Here is a 17,293-nt window from a genome sequence, read left to right as displayed (position 1 = left end):
CTACCACAACACCGGGCTTCTGCTTCCTTCAGCGGCGAACTGACAGAAAAACGAGATATAAAAATCATCGATACAACAACCAATAACCTTTATGATCCCCCCACTACACTATATGTCTATGTCCCGGGATGTGTGACAAAGCGTCGGCTAATTGCCGTCGTCTTTTTTATGCTCAAATTTCTCTCACTGATAACAGGACAAGCCCCGGGGAGGTCGCAGGAACCCGCTTCAAGCTGGCTTGCAAAGTTGGCCTTGATATAGATTCTGATCTTTGGCAAAAAGTGAGCCACCGTAACCCAAAGAAGTTGGGGACAAATTATATTTGCTTGTCATATTCTATTAATATATATAACAATAGGATGTGACGACTTTGCCAAAAGAAGATCTTGATTTGACATTAATCTACGAAGAAAGAACGGGAGACTTCCTCTTCCTTTTGGGTACTATATTGGCCTTTATTTCGAATTTCAAAGCAGAGCAATCACTCCTTACAGAAAAACTCTTAACAGTTAAGCCTGAAGAAGAAAAATCCACAATGAGTATCGCATTAGCTAGCTGGCTATTCTTATTGGCAAGTATACTATTCACACATGTTGCCATTATTCGCTTTATAGAATTGAAATCACAGCAATCACCGACAAAATCAAAAAACTTCCCTATATTGATCAAGGGGAGTAAACTTTTAATTATAGGCGATATAACAAAGACTGCAGGATTCGGGATAGCTGCAATAGCTTATCTGTTAAAATTAATCTATTATAAGGGGTATTAACACCCAAATTAGTTGGTAAATATTAGGGCATACCCCAAAATAAATAGCCCCCACCTAAGTGATAGGAGCCCTAAACTTGTAAACTTATGGGACAGCTGAGCATAGTATGTATTGTAGTTGTGTCCATTGCATCACTCCTTTCGATAAAGGGGGGGAGTTTGAGTCACTCTTCCTTTATGGAAAATAGAATTTGCTGAGCTTTCCAATGTGGACTATTTTATGTAGAAGGAGTTGATCTTATGCTTCTCATTCCCATTCTCCTCTTAGGAACTGCTAGATCGAGACCTCGCTATTACCCATCATATCCCTATGGATGGTATTAGTATCAGGTTAATATTATGTAAATAAACGAGGTAAGGAGAGCCTGGCAGCTCTCCCTTCTACATCTTAAAAAGCTTGATGCAATAGTTTGAAATATTTTGATCTAATATTTTTAAGCTCTGGGTCTTTTATTCTGTCTATTTCTTCAATACTAAGAATTTCTTCAAACTGTTCTTCTTCACTCAAATTGGTCAAAGGCCCTCCAAAAATGGAGGGCCTAATTACCTGGTGCCATAACTTCGATGCTACAATTAAACACAATGGCAAGCGACTAAATGATTGTTACCTCGTTCAATCAATTCAGGAGTACTTAGTGAACAAACTTCTTTCGCCTTTGGACAGCGTGTTCGGAAATAACATCCTGAAGGGGGATCAATTGGGCTCGGTACAGTTCCCTTCAGTACTTGATGCTGGCGCGTTGCTTCAATATCAGGATCTGGTATGGGAATAGCCGATAATAGGGCCTGAGTATAGGGATGTAGAGGTTTTTCATAAAGGGTAAAGCTGTCAGTCAATTCAACAATTCGGCCCAAATACATTACAGCAATTCGATGAGAGATATGCTTAACCATAGAAAGATCGTGGGCTATGAACAAATAGGTTAAACCAAGCTTTTCCTGAAGCTCTTCCAACATATTAACAATCTGCGCTTGAATAGATACGTCTAAGGCAGATATCGGCTCATCACAAATAATCAATTTTGGATTAACCGATAGTGATCGGGCTATCCCTATGCGCTGACGCTGCCCGCCGGAAAACTCATGAGGAAAACGATTAGCGTGCTCAGGATTAAGTCCTACTGTCTCCAATAATTCGTAGATACGATCGGTTCTCTTTTGTCCGCGAGCCAAATGATGAATATCCAGAGCCTCACCGATAATATCACCAACAGTCATTCGGGGGTTCAGAGAAGCATAGGGATCTTGGAAAATCATTTGAATATCCCGGCGCACAGCAAGCATTTCTCTGGCGTTATAGTCAAGGATATTCTTTCCTTGATACTTAATAACCCCGGATGTAGGTTCATATAAACGGATAATCGTCCGACCAGCTGTCGATTTACCGCAGCCACTTTCTCCAACTACTCCTAGGGTTTCCCCTTTATTTAATTGAAAAGAGATTCCGTTTACTGCATGAACCTTTTTTTGATTGCTAGAAAAGAAACCCGCTTCAAGGGGGAAGTGTTTTACTAGATTCTCAACCTCTAAAATCACTTCATTTTTCATTCCACTCCCCCCTTTGCGGAAAAGGCATTCTTAGGTGCCTGATGATGCAGGAGCCAGCAAGCCGCTTGATGACCGGGACATATTTCGGTAACTTCTGGCGGCTTTTCGGCGCAAATTTTCATTGCATAAGAACAGCGAGCCGTAAAACCGCATCCTACCGGAGGTTGTAATAAATCAGGCGGTGTCCCGTTAATTGGTAAGAGCTTGGTACGGCTCTGATCATCTAAACGTGGTACACTTTTTAACAATCCCCAGGTATAAGGGTGTTGTGGAGATTTAAAAATATCATGAACTGTACCACTTTCGACAATCTTACCCCCATACATCACGATTATCCGGGAACAAAGACCGGCTACCACACCAAGATCATGAGTAATTAATATGATTGAAGTATTAATTTTCTGTTTTAAATCTTTCATTAATTCTAGGATCTGGGCTTGAATTGTAACGTCTAATGCCGTCGTCGGTTCGTCAGCAATTAATAATTTAGGATTACATAACAAAGCCAATGCAATCATAACACGTTGCCGCATTCCCCCGGAAAATTCATGTGGATATTGTTTTAAGCGCCGCTTGGCATTAGGAATTCCAACCATCTCTAAATATTTTTCTGCCCGTTCCATAGCTTCCTGTTTCCCAATGCCTTCATGCCGTTGCAGAACTTCTGTCATTTGTCGTCCAATCGTTAAAACTGGGTTCAAGGAAGTCATGGGATCCTGAAAAATCATTCCCATGGATTTTCCCCGGATTTCTGTCATTTGTTTCTCAGAAAGTTTAACTAAATCTTGCCCCAAAAAACGAATTTGCCCACCAACTATCTTACCCGGAGGATTGGGAATAAGACGCATCACGGATTGAACAGTGACAGATTTTCCGCAGCCTGATTCACCGACGATGCCTAAAGCCTCTCCTTCATCAACATGGAAGCTCACTCCGGATACTGCTCTAACCTCCCCAGCATAAGTGAAGAAAGAGGTACTTAGGTTATCCACTTCTAATAAATGTTGTAAATGCTGCACGTTTTTCTCCCCCTTACTTACGCATTTTCGGGTCAAAGGCATCTCTCAGCCCATCTCCAACAAAGTTAAAGGCCAACATTAAGAGAGCAATCATGGCTGCCGGAAAGATTAGAGAATAAGGGTAAGAAGGAATATTCATTCTCCCATCAGAGGCCATAGAGCCCAGGCTAACCAATGGTGCTTGGACGCCTAAACCAATAAAACTTAGAAAGGATTCCATAAAGATAGCCGCCGGGATTTGTAATGCCGAGACAATGATTATTTGCCCTATGCTATTGGGGAGTAAATGTTTTATCAAGATTCTTGGCGTACTAGCGCCTAAAGTTCGCGCTGCCAAAACAAATTCCTGTTCCCGGAGAGCCAAAATCTGTCCCCTAACTATACGAGCCATTGGCACCCAGTTAACTAGCCCTAAAACAATAAAGATATTCCGTAAACCGGAGCCAAAAGTAACCATTAACAAAATAACATAAAGTAAATCCGGAATGCTATAAATGGTATCAATGATCCTCTGCATCAAATTATCAAGCCAACCACCAATATAACCGGATATACCGCCGTAAAAAATTCCGATTGTCAAGTTTATAGCTACTGATCCAAAACCAATCAATAAGGATATGCGGGCACCAAACATCGCCCTGGTTAGAATATCCCGACCTAATTCGTCTGTGCCAAAAGGGTGTATCCAATCAGGATATTGGTTAGTAGCCATTAAATTATTGGTTTTATAATCGAAATGAGAAAAGAAGGGCCCGAAAATCGCAAAAAGAATAATTAAGGTAAGTACCGCTAGTCCCCCCATGGCTAAAGGATTCTTACGGAAACGACGCCAGGCATCTTGCCATAAAGTTGTACTAGGCCGATTTATTGCCTCGGCCTTAAAACCATGCTGCAGCGGAGAAAAAGAATCAACAGGTATACTCAAGACTAGGCCCCCTTTCGACCCGTAAGTTTAATCCTTGGGTCAAGTACAGTATAAAGTATATCCACCAAAAGATTAAAGGTCACGAGCAAAGTGGCAAACAAGATCGTTGTCCCCATAATGACCGGATAATCTCGGTTACCGATACTGGTTACAAAAAACTGACCAATTCCAGGAATATTAAATACGAACTCGACAACAAAATTTCCCGTTAAAATATAAGCAAAAAAAGGCCCCATAAAGGTAACAACCGGAATCAAAGCATTCCTTAAAGCATGACGAATAACGATAATATAGCCAGGCAGCCCTTTTGACTTTGCAGTTCGAATATAATCTTGATTCAAGACATCTAACATACTTGACCGTGTGAGACGCGTAATCTGGGCAATAGGATAGGCACTTAAAGCCAGCGCCGGTAAAACTAAATTTTTAACTTCCCCCCAGCCGATGGGCGGAAACCAATGAGTTTTGAAACCAACAAAATATTGCAAAAAGGTTGCTAAAACAAAACTTGGGACAGATACACCGATAGTTGCCATAAAGGTGGCTATATAGTCCGGTGTCTTATTTTGTTTCAGGGCAGCGATAATTCCCATGATAGTTCCGCCAGCCAGGGCCAAAACAGTGGCAATAAACCCAAGTTCTATGGTCTTCGGCAGACCTTCCTTAAACAAATCATTAACTGTACGTCCCTCATAACGGAACGTTGGACCGAAGTTAAAATGGGCAATATTTTTAAGATAATCAAAATATTGTTTGCTTAAAGGATCATCTAAATGATACCGCTGGTTTATATTTGCCATGATGGCCGGAGGTAAAACTTTTTCCGAAGAAAATGGCCCCCCCGGAATTGCATGCATCAAAAGAAATGTGAGAGTTATAACCAGCCAGATCACTAAAAGGGCTGATGCAATTCTTCCTAATAAATACCGTGCCATATACGTCCTCCTCAGTCACCAACTGGTAAGGGGCAAGTTGAAAAACTCGCCCCTTTTATTTTGTCTGCTTGTGAGTTTATTTCTCTACTGTAGCATATTTGAAGTCAGTGAATCCTAATGGTAACTGAATGACACCTTTAATATTATCCTTAAGCACATAGTAATTTGTGTAGTAGTAAATTGGCATAATGGGCATTTCATTGATTAAAACTTCTTCTGCTTCATGCATAGCCTGCATACGAGCTTTTTGATCGCCGGATTGTTTGGCAGTTTGAATGTCTTTGTCATAATCAGCGTTAGACCAACCAGTTTGATTGTTTCCGCCATTAGTAACGAACATATCCATAAATGTCATTGGGTCAATATAGTCTCCAATCCAACCAGCCCGTGCAATATCATATTGCAGGTCTTGTTCGGACCGTTGATATACTTTCCATTCCTGACCAAGCAGCTTTACATTAATCCCCAAATTCTTAGCCCACATATCCTGAATTGCTTGGGCTGGAAGTTGGTGTGAACCATTAGTGTTGTACAAGATCGTTAATTCAGGGAAGTTTTTGCCATCGGGATAACCGGCCTCAGCTAATAATTGTTTCGCCTTAGCAAGATCTTCTTTAAACAGTTCTCCCCCAATGTCCCTAAAGGTCTTACCGTTTTCAGCATCCGGAATTCCTCCCGGAACATAGCCTAAGGCAGGAATTTGGCCACCTTTAAATACATTATCAATCAGTGCTTGACGGTTAATTGCTAGAGATAGGGCTTGTCGAACTTTAGGATTATCCAGAGGTTTCTTGGTTACATTGAATCGATAAAAATATGTTCCTAAATAAGGAGTAGTTTTCAGACTACCGGCTTGTTTGAGGCGATCCAAATCTGAGATCGGTACATCACTTTGATCCACACCATCTAATTGCCCAGCCTCAAAAGCGGTCAAAGCGGCTTTACCGTCTGAAACAAGATTGAAGGTTAATTCCGAAAGTTTTACACTATCAGCATCCCAGTAATTAGGATTCTTAACGAGTACCAATTTGTCATTATGACTCCAAGATTGCATTTTAAAAGGACCGTTAGAAACAAATGTTTCGGGCTGTAAATTCCATTTTGGATTAGCTTCAACATTTTTTTTATCTACCGGATAATAGGTGGGAAAGGCCAGTAACGATTTAAAGTATGGAGTAGGACTTTCTAAGGTAATTTCCAACGTCTTAGGATCAACAACCTTAATTCCTACATCTTCTGCTTTAGCGTTATTACTGTTGTAAGCCTCACCATTCTTAATATAGAACAATTGGTATGCATATTCTGCAGCGGCAGCAGGATCTAAGGCATGCATCCAAGCAAACTTAAAATCATCTGCGGTTACAGGGTCTCCATTACTCCACTTGGTATCTTTAAGTTTAATAGTGTATTTAAGACCATCTGGGCTAACTTCAATACTATCAGCAATTGCATTTTGCGGATTACTATCCTTATCTAAGCGCATTAACCCTTCAAACAAGTTCAATTCCATAATAGCTTCAGGAATACCATTGGACATCTGGGGATCAAGTGTCTTTGGTTCCGAGCCGGGGGCATAACTAACTTTCATTTCATTTGATGACGATGTTCCTGCACTCGGATTTGTTGTACCACAACCAGTCAATAATAAGCCAAATATCAAAGCTCCTGATACAATCGTGACTAACCCTTTACGATTTTTGAACATAATTTTTTCCCCTCCCCAACTTAATTTCTTGAATAATTAATTGTTCATTGATGGTTGCCTAACCATTGCTATACTCCTTTCTTCATTTTTCAAATACAGCTAATCAAATATTGTCTTAAGTTGCGCCATTTACTTTCTTTGGAAGTACTAATAAATACCTCCTTTATGTAAACTACATCTTAAGCTAAATAATAATGTTATATTATTACGTCAATATTATTTTAATTATAGAAGGGATTTAGATTTGACAAAAGAGATAAAAAAGAGAATAAGTTTACTAATTTCTGGAGAAAAAAAAGCCCCCTCATCAGAGGGGGGAAAAAGGAAGGAAGGTAATATGAAAAAAGTGAAAAATATATTAACTGTTAATATTATTAACAGCTAATTATTTAGTGCTTAAGACAACTTTATTATGCCATAACAACCTGAAACATACCTGAGAATGCACTGAAAGTGTACTGAAATATGTTAATTTAAACACCCCGAACATTTAAAGGACATGTTGCATAATATACACCAGAAACCTTCTCATTTCTTTCTTTGAGATCTCTTATGAGATTCTAATGAGGAGGTGAAGAATATGATTCTAGTTGCGTTGATAATCATCATTATTTTACTTCTAATCATAATCGGGCAATTACGATGGCTTCGAAGACCAATCTTGCCGCCGCCACCATGCCAGAGACTATTATTCTAACAGAATAAAAAGTATTGCTCCACGGATTAAAAACTCGTGGAGCAATACTTTTTTGCACATTTGCCAGACAAGCTGAATAACATGTATTAGAATCATCTCTCACTTATGTCATTAAAAATAAGGGGTGAAGTTCATGATTCTTACAGCTTTAATAATTATTATCGTACTATTATTGGTCATCATCTTTGAACTCTTTAGACTCCGGAGGCCGCCAACACCACCGCCAAGACCCTACTGTTAATTAATCTTTCAAAAAGATGTAGCCTGGTTTATAACCTAGGCTACATCTTTAACTTTACAAGGCTAATGGAAATAATCAAATAGGGTATACTAGACTCGGTTTTTAAGTTTTATACTTCTTAGTTCATAAGTCTTTCAAACATGCTATAATTAACAGGTGTTTCTCCTAATATGTCGAATTAAGTAAGCTGTTGGAAAACCTAATTTTGCATTTGTACGAGGAGTTGATTTTTTATGAGTTATGAAATTAATGGTGCTATTGTTAAAGAGCAGGACCTAACCTTTGCCGTTGTAGCGGTTAAACCACATATATTTGAAAACGATAAAGAAATTCAAAAGGCCCGTAATGCTTATCGCCATGTTTTTCCTGGCATTCCCATCATCCTAATGAGCCAGGACTCTCAGGGAAGAGCTACATACAGCGGGAAAAAAAATATTGTACAATTTTTGGCTACTGTTGACCCGCGCAGAATTCCATGGAGACGTTTTATTATTAGTTAATTAATAAATTTATGGCCTGCAAAGCCCCTAACCAAAACGGTCAGGGGCTTTGCGTTAAACTCAAATATTGTATAATTTCGAACACTAATTAAACATGCCGAATAGTATAAATCAAGCACTCGCTCTTTCTAAGGAATCCAAATGAAGAGGTGAAATAAATGCTGTTTGGCTTTCTTCGTGTTCTTGTAGCATTGTGGAGAATTATAACCCGAGTATCTGGATTTTTAAAAACTATACCTGAATTCGCGCCCTAAACTTTTAGGGGTCTGGCCTAGGCGTTTGCCTAGGCCTTCCTATACATTAACTCTTTGATTAATTGTTTGAGTTAATATCCCAAACTAAATGTTTGTAGATATAGTTTGACATAAGCTTATAACCTTCGTCATTTGGATGAAGTCCATCCATTAACAAACTGTCTAACTCATCTTGATCCCTTGGAAAAACACTCCAAACATTTAAGTAGTTTACATCAGCATCAGAGGATACATTTCTAATAGATTTCCGAATGCCGTAAAATTTGGATTCGTCCGAAGAAACCATAGGTGGTTCCACTATGCAATAGATATCTGCTTTCGGGGCTTTACGTTTAATAAGACGAATTAACTTGGCATATTTTCTGCTGAACTCAGAAGGCGTATAATAGTTTCTATCGTTTCTCCCTACGCAAATCAAAACAAGATCAGTGGTGTCTTCTATTTCAGGTGCTCTTGTTAAGCAGTAGTCTACAAGTGTTCCTGATGAAGCCTTGTTGTCCCAAAGGATATCATTTGAATACTTTTTAAATAAAGCTTCCTTAAGATTAACATCCCATCCCTTAATAAAGGGATCGGAAGCTCCTTGACTAACCGCAATTGAGTCGCCAAGAATAACAGCACTAATCGACTCCTGTTGCAGTTTTTTGATGCCTTTCAAAGGATTCGGGTTCGTTATTCTTGCAGTCATCACTGTTCCCTGTGAACCCTGAACGTTATCCGGATTAATTAAACTTAAAGACGATAATACCATGGTTGCGGAAAAAATAAACGAAAATATTCTTTTTATATGCATACTCTTCTCTCTTTCTTATACCTATTCTTCCGATAGGCCCAATCATCTCACATCTTTTTTGCAAAGTAAGGGGAAATTTGTCTAAAAACAATAAAAAATAATACCCTAAAGGTTTTAGGGTATTATTATACTAGCAATTAGTGCCCTGACTTATAACAAGGGGTTGTAAATTAATGCCCATGCTAATACTCCAATATAATTAGCATTGTAAAGTGCCTTTGTAAAATTATATTTTTCCCAAATTATGTTCAATAATGCAAAAAAACCTTAATATCCACTAATACTAAGGCAAGTGAAACATGTTAGCCTTCGACATCTGCTGATCAATTAAATTAGAATTTAGGATATAATGTTCTCTCGTTGGTCAATATCTCCCCTCATTAAGTCATGAATTAAAACGCGAATCTCTAAAAGGTCAAAGGGTTTTATAATAAAGTATTTGATTAATCCTTCTTGAACTGACTTTTTTAAATCCTTAGCATCAAAATAAGCACTCATCATAACGACTGCTGTATCACCACATAAGTCTAATTCTCTTAATTTAGTGAGTGTTTGCATTCCACCTAATCCGGGCATTCTTAAATCAAGTAAAATTAGTCTAGGTTTCTCTTCCTTAATCATTTGTAAGGCCATTTGTCCATCAGATGCCAGCTTCACTAAATAACCTTCTTGAGTCAAAAACTCATACATAAGACGACGAATACCATAATTATCATCCACCACCAAAATAGTACTTAATCCCATAACTCCATCTCCTTAGTAAAAACTCCTATCACAAAAAGTTAATTATCCAAATTGATTAATTGATGTACTAGTTCATTGATCGTTTTTTCGATATTTGCTACTTCCTGTAATATTGTAATTGAATGGTCAACTTTATTGTTCATTTTCTCAAGCTGTATACTACCTTTAAGAACCGTCAATTGATCAATCAAGTTATCACAAATTTTATAAATAAATTCTTTATTCATAATATCCCCCTTCAATATAAGGGTCCTTAAATCCTTTCAATCATTTGTTAATGGGATTATTTTTCTTCTAATAGTAACATAATTTCAATTTCTCTACAAATTTGGGGTTTATTAACCCTACAATATGAAAAACCGCTCCACAGCAAGAGCGGTTTTTCGGTCTTTTTCATGTAGTTAGTTTTTCTATCTATGAGGATCTTCTCTGTTCTAAGAATACAATAGAGATATTGATATTCAGAGTCCAGAATGTCAAGAATTTATTAAGATATCGTTGGAATGTTAGAAGAGCCGATTAGTTGTAAGCAGTCAAGTAAAACCAGCAACTTTTCGCCACAAACCATACAACATTTTATTTCTGGGTTATAGTCTTCCTATGTTGGAGTCTGTAGCTGTTGCCCGTCATATTTAAAATCTCGCAGTGGTGGATAAGACGGTCTAAAATCGCAGTTGTAATTGTTGCATCCCCTAAAAAGTCAACCCATTCATCGAATCCTTTGTTTGAGGTAATAATCAGTGATGTTTTCTCGGACATTGAGGACACGAAACCGAAGAATAGGTTGGCTTCTATTGTAGAAAGTGGCATGAAGCCAACTTCATCAATAATAACCAGTGCTGCCGAGTTGAGTATTTTTATTCGTCTCTTACTGGCGGTCGAGATTTGCGAGGTTTTTAGTGTAATTATGAGTTCATCCAAGGTCGTAAAAGCTACGGCATAACCTAGGTTTAAAGCCTGGACCGCTAAGGATAAAGCCAAATGCGTTTTTCCGATACCAGGGGGGCCCAGAAAACAAATGTTGAACGCTTGCTCAACCCAAGTCATATCGGACAATCTTAGCATCTGTTCCTTAGATACGCTGCGTTGGAATCCGAAGTCGAAGGTTTCCAGGGTTTTTTCGGCGGGTAGATTTGCTCTTCTTCTGCGAATTAGATTTTGCTTTTCGGTCCGAAGACGTTGTTGCTCTGAAAGGAAAACCTCAACGCTTTCGAGAGGCGTGAGATTATTCTTTTTAGCATATAGGTTTTCTAAATCAACAGGGACCAAATGCAGTCCCGATACTAATGCATTGACACGTTCAATCCGTTCATTCATGGTTGCCACCTGCCTTTGCATACACATCCAAAGAGCGTTTCTCTGTAGTTACATGGTACTTGTTGTTGCTAACCGGAATAGCATTCAGGACGATTACTTGTTTTGGTTTAGCACTGTGCTCTAAAAAATCCTTTACATACGTTATTCCGAAGAGTTTGCTCACCTCACAATATTTGATGGCATTTAGTACGTCATCAATTCCATATTTATCGCATAATGTTTGCAGCAACCGGAACTGATCACGGGCATAGCGTGCTTTTTCTGTTCGAATTGTCTGCAGAAAATCGGTTGCCTTGAATAATAACAGCTTATCAACAGTAGTTTGAGCTTTATCCATCGAGTCTGTAATATCTCTGGAATGACTGGTGCTCTTAATTAATTGACCTCTGCCGGTTGAGATGGGATGTTCACAGATAAATTCACCGAATACGGTCATAATCGTCAATTTTTCATTCTTCGCTTCAATGCTGACCTCTTTTTGGTTGTTGTATGTACCGAGAGGTAAAGAGTACCGATTGCTGTCGTAGACGATCGTGTTATCTTTCCGAACATTTCTGCAGATGGTTACATCACCATTTAATCGGATGTCCAGCAGAGGTCTTAGGTGTTCACGTTCATCTTCAAACACCTTGGCTGGTATCTTTTTGGTAGTGCCGTGAATTTTCGCATTACCGGTTCTATCCAACCATTTTAGGAACGAACTGTTGAGAACTTCCTCATCAGCAAAAAGTCTGTTTTCAAGGAAATTATACTTGATGAATTTAACCACATTCTCGATCTTACCTTTGCTTTCCGGATCAGCTGCGCGGCAGAGGTATACTTTTAAATTGCATTCTTGCCGGAACTTCTCAAACTCAAAGGTATGAATAATATCTCCATAGTTTTCTGAAACGCTGACGATACTATCCTGATCAAATACCATTTCTAGCGGCATCCCACCTATATATCTAAAGCACTGATGACAGCTTGAAACCAGATCGCTTGTTGTGAATGGCCGAGTTTGAAAGAATGCCCATTTGTAACGTGCATGAGCGAGTACAAAGGCTGCAAAGCGAATCTTTACACGCTGCCCATCAATGGATTGCATCCACTTTTCACCAAAGTCCACCTGTAACTGCTGCCCCATTGGGAGCTCTTCTACAGCCTCATAATCTCTGGGATGATTGGATTTTTTAAGATTATATTCCTCTCGTAACCCTTTGACATAACGGCTGACCGTTCGTTCCTTGATATCCTCTTTGTAATGCTCCTTGAGCCAATCGCATACTTGTGCGGCTGTCATTGTTGGGTATTGTTTCAACCAGCTGATGATAATTTCCTCATATTTTGAAAGTAGCAGTTCTCGGTTAATGCTATACAGCTGTTTGGCGAATTCATCCGCTGTCATGTTCCAATATCTTGTTACGGTTTCCCGATTTATGTTCAGCTGCTTGGCAGCCCGAGATCGAGTGAATCCAATCTCTTTAAGTTGCTGTATCTGTTTATACATCTTAAATCCTTTCATTCTAACAGCTCCTGACCTCTTTGCTAGCCCCTATTCTAACAAAGTCAGATAGCTGTATTTGATTTAAGTTGTATGGTTATTGGCAAAATGTTGTATGGTTTGTGGCAGAAACTTGTATGCTTTCATTGGCGTAAATGTGTATGGTTTAGTTTACCATTCACATTAGTAAAAAAATGATCTCCCTAGGGAGATCATCGGCTGCAAACCCGTTTGATTTGCGAAGAAATGTATACTATTCGAAAAAGTCCCCTCCGAATTGCTGTCCCCGGAGGGAAAAAGAGGAGCATATTACATGAAAAAGACCAAGGGACACTTAATCCCTTCGACTTATTATAACATTTATAAGGGGATAAATGCAGGTATTCGAGATTGGTAAGTTATAGGTAACTCGTATCTCCAAAAGTAAAATATTTTCCAATTCTGATTTTAAGTAATATAATACAAATGAATCACATTAAAAATTATTTAATAAAGATAATTGAGAGGAATTAACAATGAAGATTAAAACTGTTGCCGTTATCGGGTTGGGAGCTCTGGGAACTATTATTTCTGAGTATTTGACAAAAAAACTTCCCCGCCATAATGTTCGCATTATTGCCAATCAAAATCGCATTCAAAACTATCGTCAAAATGGTGTCTATTGTAATGGAAATCGTCTTGACTTCAATTATGTATTGCCGGAGCAAATTGAAAAGCCTGCGGATTTATTAATCGTATGTGTAAAATTCAATCAGCTGAAAGAAGCTATTGAAGATGCCCGGTTTCAAGTTGGAGAACACACGATTATTCTCTCGGCGTTAAATGGAATTACCAGCGAAGAAATCATTGGTGAAAAATTCGGTATAGAAAAAATGCTTTATTGTGTTGCCCAAGGGATGGACGCCGTAAAGATTGATAATAAGGTTACCTATAAAAACCTAGGAATGCTCTGTTTCGGTGAAAAAAACAATACTGTCTGGTCAACAAAGGTTCAGGCGGTTGCCGAATTTCTAGATAGAATCCATTTTCCTTATGAAGTTCCAAAGGATATGGTGCATCAGATGTGGGGAAAATTCATGTTAAATACAGGTGTTAATCAGAGCGTTGCAGTCTTTTCCACGAATTACGGTGGTATCCAAATAGAGGGAGAACCTCGCCGGATCATGATTGCTGCCATGAGGGAAGTTATTGATCTCTCTCAAAAAGTAGGTATCCATTTAAACGAATCCGATTTAACCTATTGGCTGAATATCCTTACTAAGTTAAGCCCTGAAGGGATGCCTTCCATGCGCCAAGATATGGCTGTAGGCCGAAAAACCGAAGTTGACCTTTTTTCAGGAACTGTCATCACCTTAGGAAAAAAACACCATGTTCCTACACCGGTCAACGAATGGCTATATCAAAAAGTGCAAGAAATGGAGAAATAGTCTCTTTTCTTGTCTGATTTTAACAAACAGGAACTCACTAAGAAATGCTCCGTCGGATAATCACGAACGATCCTTTAAATTAAAGGAAGGATTTTCCATGCACACCTTGAACTGTTTACCATAAATTTCTTTTTGGAGGTTAAGCAATGAAACATTGTACTTTAATTGCCAGCCCGCTAAATGAGGAAGGACAATGGTTAGCAGAAATACTTGAAGTAAAAGGTTGTGTAACTCAAGGAACAAATCTTATAGAAGTCATACAACGAGCAGAAGAGCTAAAAGAAGCCATCGATACCATTAACGGTCTTCAATACAGAGAAGAAGAACAACCTTTAGACGATGAAACCCAGAATAAGGAGACAGATTTAATTGGATATTTCCTATCCCATAAAAATAAAGCCAATGGATCGATTTGTTCTAATATAAGCGAAGTCTTAGAAATCATCGAGGAATTCGACGTTGTTGCTGACAGAGGAAGTAAGGCTTTCAGGAGACATCTGGGAATTTTGATTACTCATTTATCTTTGGACATGCCCACTCTCAGTATCGGTCCCTGGATGATACAATGTAAATCTATGAAAAGACAATTGGCTACAGCTCCGAAATGGGATGGCTGGAAAGACAAATCAAATGGAAATGAAGAATCAGCCTAAAGTTAAAACAAAAGCGTTATCAAAGTGATAACGCTTTTGTTTGTCTTCTCCTAATATTAGATCCTAAACTAGGCTTACACAGCCCAGAATCTTTGTAACTCTTTGTGAGAATTCTACCTATATATAACCGCTATAACACGGAAAATCTTCTTAAGGCATTCCGGAGATTATGATTACTCCGAATATTCATTTACTGGCAACATTCTCAATAAAGCGGGAACCATACCTAGTAAGAGCAAGGTAATGATTAATTTCATGTTCAAACCATCTCCTTTCTTAATTTAGCTGGTGTTCTACTGATATTATATTTAATATAAACTATATTTGTTGCATTTTCGTGACCTATTTGTGTAGAAATTGTGATGAATCTAAGGCAACATTTTGTGTTTTTAATCTATTATGGCACGAAAGAGTCATGTAACATAAGCTATAGCCTAAAAGAAAGAAACAGCCGGATGTTAGTAAAAAGTCTAGTGCTTTGATATAGACTCCTCCCCTCAAAAGTTTTACTTATCAATAAGACGCATTTGAGGAACATTTTCTGACGCTAAAATAAATATAATATTCGAAAAATTCGCTGGTGCTATGCTGCATGGAGGATGATTGAGCTTAGAGAGAAAAACAAAAGCGATCTCATTATTTAATGAAATCGCTTCACATTAATATCATAGTTTTTAAATATTGGGACCGGCAGAGCGAATATCTGAAGAAACATCTTTGAATTTTTGAAAATTTATACCAAAACTCTCAGCAAGAGATTGTGCTGTTTTGTCATAGGCACTACTATCTTCCCAAGTATTTCTAGGGGTAAGAATTTCTGTTGGTACGCCGGTTACGGTTTCCGGTATTTGTAAGCCAAAGACAGGGTCAGGGCAATAGGACACCTTCTCCAGTTCTCCATTTAAAGCAGCCGTGATCATAGCCCTGGTATAGGTTAAATTCAAACGTTTTCCGATTCCGTACGGTCCTCCCGACCACCCTGTATTTACAAGGTACACTTGGGCATCATGCTCATCAATTCGTTCACCCAACATTCTTGCATAGACAGATGGGTTTAAAGGCAAAAACGGCTCTCCGAAACACGTTGAAAACGTAACTTGCGGTTCCGTGATGCCCCGCTCTGTGCCGGCAAGCTTTGAAGTATAGCCGGATAGAAAATGATACATTGCTTGCTCTTTGGAAAGTTTTGAGATGGGAGGTAAAACACCAAAAGCATCGGCCGTCAGAAATATGACCACTCGAGGATGACCCGCCAAACTAGGTATTAAAGCATTGTCAATATAATGAACGGGATAGCCCGCCCTAGTATTTTCTGTTAGTGAATTGTCACGGTAATCGGGAACTCTCAACTCTTTATCTAATACTACATTTTCCAACACGGTCCCAAAGCGAATGGCATTCCAGATTTGAGGCTCCTTTTCATGTGACAGATCAATGCATTTAGCATAACACCCACCTTCAAAGTTAAATACCCCTTTTCCAGACCAGCCATGCTCATCATCCCCAATCAGCCTCCGCTCGGGATCAGCTGACAGAGTTGTTTTTCCGGTTCCAGATAAACCGAAAAAAAGTGCTACATCGCCTCTTGCCCCAACATTAGCAGAACAGTGCATGGGTAAAACATCACGATAAGGCATAAAGTAATTAAGGACACTAAATATCGATTTTTTCATTTCCCCTGCGTATTCCGTACCACCCAGAATAATTACTTTTTTCTCAAGGGAAAGAAGGATATAAGCTTCCGAGTTCGTTCCGTCTTTATCAGGATCGGCCTTTAGACCAGGAGTACATATCAAGGTGAATTCTGGCTGATGGTTTTCTAATTGGTCAGCAGTAGGTCTAATAAATAACTGTTGGACAAAAATATTTTGCCAAGCATACTCGTTAATAACCCTAATCGGCATACTATAGTTGTCATCAGCTCCAGCAAAACCATCAAACACAAAATAATCCTTTGTTTCCAAATAAGCTATAGTTCTTTCATAAAGATTAGAAAATATTTCAGGGCTAATAGGTTTGTTAACATTTCCCCAAGCAATTTGCTGACTTATCGAAGCATCCTGCACAATAAAGCGATCCTTGGGAGAACGTCCAGTGTATTTGCCAGTAGTACAACAAAGAGCGCCGGTATTTGTCAGAACTCCTTCCTGCCGAGATAAAGCAGTTTCTATAAGCTGGCTGACAGGCAGGTTTCTTCCGACAGGAGGATTTATAATAAACAAGCGTTCAACACGGGAATTGACATCCATTTCTAATTAACCCCCTAAGATTCTTTCAATAT

The 17,293-nt window shown here is 38.8% G+C and carries 16 protein-coding genes; 5 read left to right on the top strand and 11 right to left on the bottom strand.

What is annotated here, in order from left to right:
* The first annotated feature begins 361 nt into the window (after positions 1-361).
* The gene (locus tag DESOR_RS06625) at positions 362-772 is read left to right on the top strand and encodes a hypothetical protein (RefSeq protein ID WP_427854230.1); all 411 of its coding nucleotides are present in this window, start codon (positions 362-364) and stop codon (positions 770-772) included.
* Positions 773-1,344: 572 nt separating this feature from the next.
* Here DESOR_RS06625 and DESOR_RS06620 read toward each other — a convergent pair.
* The 5 genes from DESOR_RS06620 to DESOR_RS06600 all read right to left on the bottom strand — a co-directional run bounded on the left by DESOR_RS06620 (position 1,345) and on the right by DESOR_RS06600 (position 6,903).
* Entirely contained in the window at positions 1,345-2,319 is a 975-nt protein-coding gene (locus DESOR_RS06620; protein WP_014183834.1) for an ABC transporter ATP-binding protein, read from the bottom strand.
* Positions 2,316-3,380 (bottom strand): ABC transporter ATP-binding protein, encoded by a 1,065-nt coding sequence (locus DESOR_RS06615; protein ID WP_158309014.1) that lies wholly within the window; start codon positions 3,378-3,380, stop codon positions 2,316-2,318. Before DESOR_RS06615 ends, DESOR_RS06620 begins: the two co-directional genes overlap by 4 nt.
* Positions 3,352-4,263, bottom strand: coding sequence for an ABC transporter permease (locus DESOR_RS06610; protein ID WP_014183832.1), 912 nt, complete (start codon positions 4,261-4,263; stop codon positions 3,352-3,354). Before DESOR_RS06610 ends, DESOR_RS06615 begins: the two co-directional genes overlap by 29 nt.
* Positions 4,264-4,265: 2 nt before the next feature.
* Positions 4,266-5,198 carry an ABC transporter permease gene (locus tag DESOR_RS06605; RefSeq protein ID WP_014183831.1) on the bottom strand — a complete coding sequence of 311 codons (933 nt, stop codon included), beginning with the start codon at positions 5,196-5,198 and terminating at the stop codon, positions 4,266-4,268.
* A gap of 76 nt (positions 5,199-5,274) precedes the next feature.
* Positions 5,275-6,903: a peptide ABC transporter substrate-binding protein gene (locus DESOR_RS06600; RefSeq protein ID WP_014183830.1), complete on the bottom strand. Its 1,629-nt coding sequence runs from the start codon at positions 6,901-6,903 to the stop codon at positions 5,275-5,277.
* A 244-nt stretch (positions 6,904-7,147) separates the two neighbouring features.
* Between DESOR_RS06600 and DESOR_RS29270 the strand changes: the two genes are divergently transcribed.
* Both DESOR_RS29270 and DESOR_RS06595 read left to right on the top strand, forming a co-directional pair.
* The gene (locus DESOR_RS29270) at positions 7,148-7,288 is read left to right on the top strand and encodes a hypothetical protein (protein WP_158309013.1); all 141 of its coding nucleotides are present in this window, start codon (positions 7,148-7,150) and stop codon (positions 7,286-7,288) included.
* Positions 7,289-8,074: 786 nt separating this feature from the next.
* Positions 8,075-8,341 carry a hypothetical protein gene (locus DESOR_RS06595; protein WP_014183829.1) on the top strand — a complete coding sequence of 89 codons (267 nt, stop codon included), beginning with the start codon at positions 8,075-8,077 and terminating at the stop codon, positions 8,339-8,341.
* 312 nt (positions 8,342-8,653) lie between these two features.
* Here the strand turns inward: DESOR_RS06595 and DESOR_RS06590 are convergent, their stop codons facing one another.
* The 5 genes from DESOR_RS06590 to istA all read right to left on the bottom strand — a co-directional run bounded on the left by DESOR_RS06590 (position 8,654) and on the right by istA (position 12,953).
* Complete coding sequence (locus tag DESOR_RS06590) at positions 8,654-9,388, bottom strand: SGNH/GDSL hydrolase family protein (RefSeq protein ID WP_014183828.1); 735 nt, start codon at positions 9,386-9,388, stop codon at positions 8,654-8,656.
* Positions 9,389-9,727: 339 nt separating this feature from the next.
* On the bottom strand, positions 9,728-10,132 hold the full coding sequence (locus DESOR_RS06585; protein WP_014183827.1) for a response regulator: 405 nt from the start codon (positions 10,130-10,132) through the stop codon (positions 9,728-9,730).
* Positions 10,133-10,170: 38 nt separating this feature from the next.
* Positions 10,171-10,359, bottom strand: a complete 189-nt coding sequence (locus tag DESOR_RS06580) for a hypothetical protein (protein ID WP_014183826.1) — start codon at positions 10,357-10,359, stop codon at positions 10,171-10,173.
* Positions 10,360-10,708: 349 nt separating this feature from the next.
* Complete coding sequence (gene istB / locus DESOR_RS06575; protein ID WP_014183191.1) at positions 10,709-11,449, bottom strand: IS21-like element helper ATPase IstB; 741 nt, start codon at positions 11,447-11,449, stop codon at positions 10,709-10,711.
* The gene (istA, locus tag DESOR_RS06570) at positions 11,442-12,953 is read right to left on the bottom strand and encodes an IS21 family transposase (RefSeq protein ID WP_014183190.1); all 1,512 of its coding nucleotides are present in this window, start codon (positions 12,951-12,953) and stop codon (positions 11,442-11,444) included. Before istA ends, istB begins: the two co-directional genes overlap by 8 nt.
* Positions 12,954-13,447: 494 nt before the next feature.
* Between istA and DESOR_RS06565 the strand changes: the two genes are divergently transcribed.
* Positions 13,448-14,359, top strand: a complete 912-nt coding sequence (locus tag DESOR_RS06565; RefSeq protein ID WP_014183825.1) for a ketopantoate reductase family protein — start codon at positions 13,448-13,450, stop codon at positions 14,357-14,359.
* Positions 14,360-14,505: 146 nt separating this feature from the next.
* The gene (locus DESOR_RS06560) at positions 14,506-15,012 is read left to right on the top strand and encodes a type II toxin-antitoxin system HicB family antitoxin (protein WP_014183824.1); all 507 of its coding nucleotides are present in this window, start codon (positions 14,506-14,508) and stop codon (positions 15,010-15,012) included.
* A gap of 674 nt (positions 15,013-15,686) precedes the next feature.
* Here DESOR_RS06560 and pckA read toward each other — a convergent pair.
* On the bottom strand, positions 15,687-17,261 hold the full coding sequence (gene pckA / locus DESOR_RS06555) for a phosphoenolpyruvate carboxykinase (ATP) (protein ID WP_014183823.1): 1,575 nt from the start codon (positions 17,259-17,261) through the stop codon (positions 15,687-15,689).
* Positions 17,262-17,293 lie beyond the last annotated feature (32 nt).

Source organism: Desulfosporosinus orientis DSM 765 (genome assembly GCF_000235605.1).
In the GTDB taxonomy this organism is placed as follows: domain Bacteria; phylum Bacillota; class Desulfitobacteriia; order Desulfitobacteriales; family Desulfitobacteriaceae; genus Desulfosporosinus; species Desulfosporosinus orientis.
This window is presented reverse-complemented; position numbering and strand designations above follow the sequence as displayed.

What these genes read in the sequence shown, in the direction of transcription:
- DESOR_RS06620 (WP_014183834.1), bottom strand. Translation starts at nt 2,319, where the DNA reads ATGAAAAATGAAGTGATTTTAGAGGTTGAGAATCTAGTAAAACACTTC.
- DESOR_RS06615 (WP_158309014.1), bottom strand. Translation starts at nt 3,380, where the DNA reads ATGCCTTTGACCCGAAAATGCGTAAGTAAGGGGGAGAAAAACGTGCAG.
- DESOR_RS06605 (WP_014183831.1), bottom strand. Translation starts at nt 5,198, where the DNA reads ATGGCACGGTATTTATTAGGAAGAATTGCATCAGCCCTTTTAGTGATC.
- DESOR_RS06600 (WP_014183830.1), bottom strand. Translation starts at nt 6,903, where the DNA reads ATGTTCAAAAATCGTAAAGGGTTAGTCACGATTGTATCAGGAGCTTTG.
- DESOR_RS06595 (WP_014183829.1), top strand. Translation starts at nt 8,075, where the DNA reads ATGAGTTATGAAATTAATGGTGCTATTGTTAAAGAGCAGGACCTAACC.
- DESOR_RS06590 (WP_014183828.1), bottom strand. Translation starts at nt 9,388, where the DNA reads ATGCATATAAAAAGAATATTTTCGTTTATTTTTTCCGCAACCATGGTA.
- DESOR_RS06585 (WP_014183827.1), bottom strand. Translation starts at nt 10,132, where the DNA reads ATGGGATTAAGTACTATTTTGGTGGTGGATGATAATTATGGTATTCGT.
- DESOR_RS06580 (WP_014183826.1), bottom strand. Translation starts at nt 10,359, where the DNA reads ATGAATAAAGAATTTATTTATAAAATTTGTGATAACTTGATTGATCAA.
- istB (WP_014183191.1), bottom strand. Translation starts at nt 11,449, where the DNA reads ATGAATGAACGGATTGAACGTGTCAATGCATTAGTATCGGGACTGCAT.
- istA (WP_014183190.1), bottom strand. Translation starts at nt 12,953, where the DNA reads ATGAAAGGATTTAAGATGTATAAACAGATACAGCAACTTAAAGAGATT.
- DESOR_RS06565 (WP_014183825.1), top strand. Translation starts at nt 13,448, where the DNA reads ATGAAGATTAAAACTGTTGCCGTTATCGGGTTGGGAGCTCTGGGAACT.
- DESOR_RS06560 (WP_014183824.1), top strand. Translation starts at nt 14,506, where the DNA reads ATGAAACATTGTACTTTAATTGCCAGCCCGCTAAATGAGGAAGGACAA.
- pckA (WP_014183823.1), bottom strand. Translation starts at nt 17,261, where the DNA reads ATGGATGTCAATTCCCGTGTTGAACGCTTGTTTATTATAAATCCTCCT.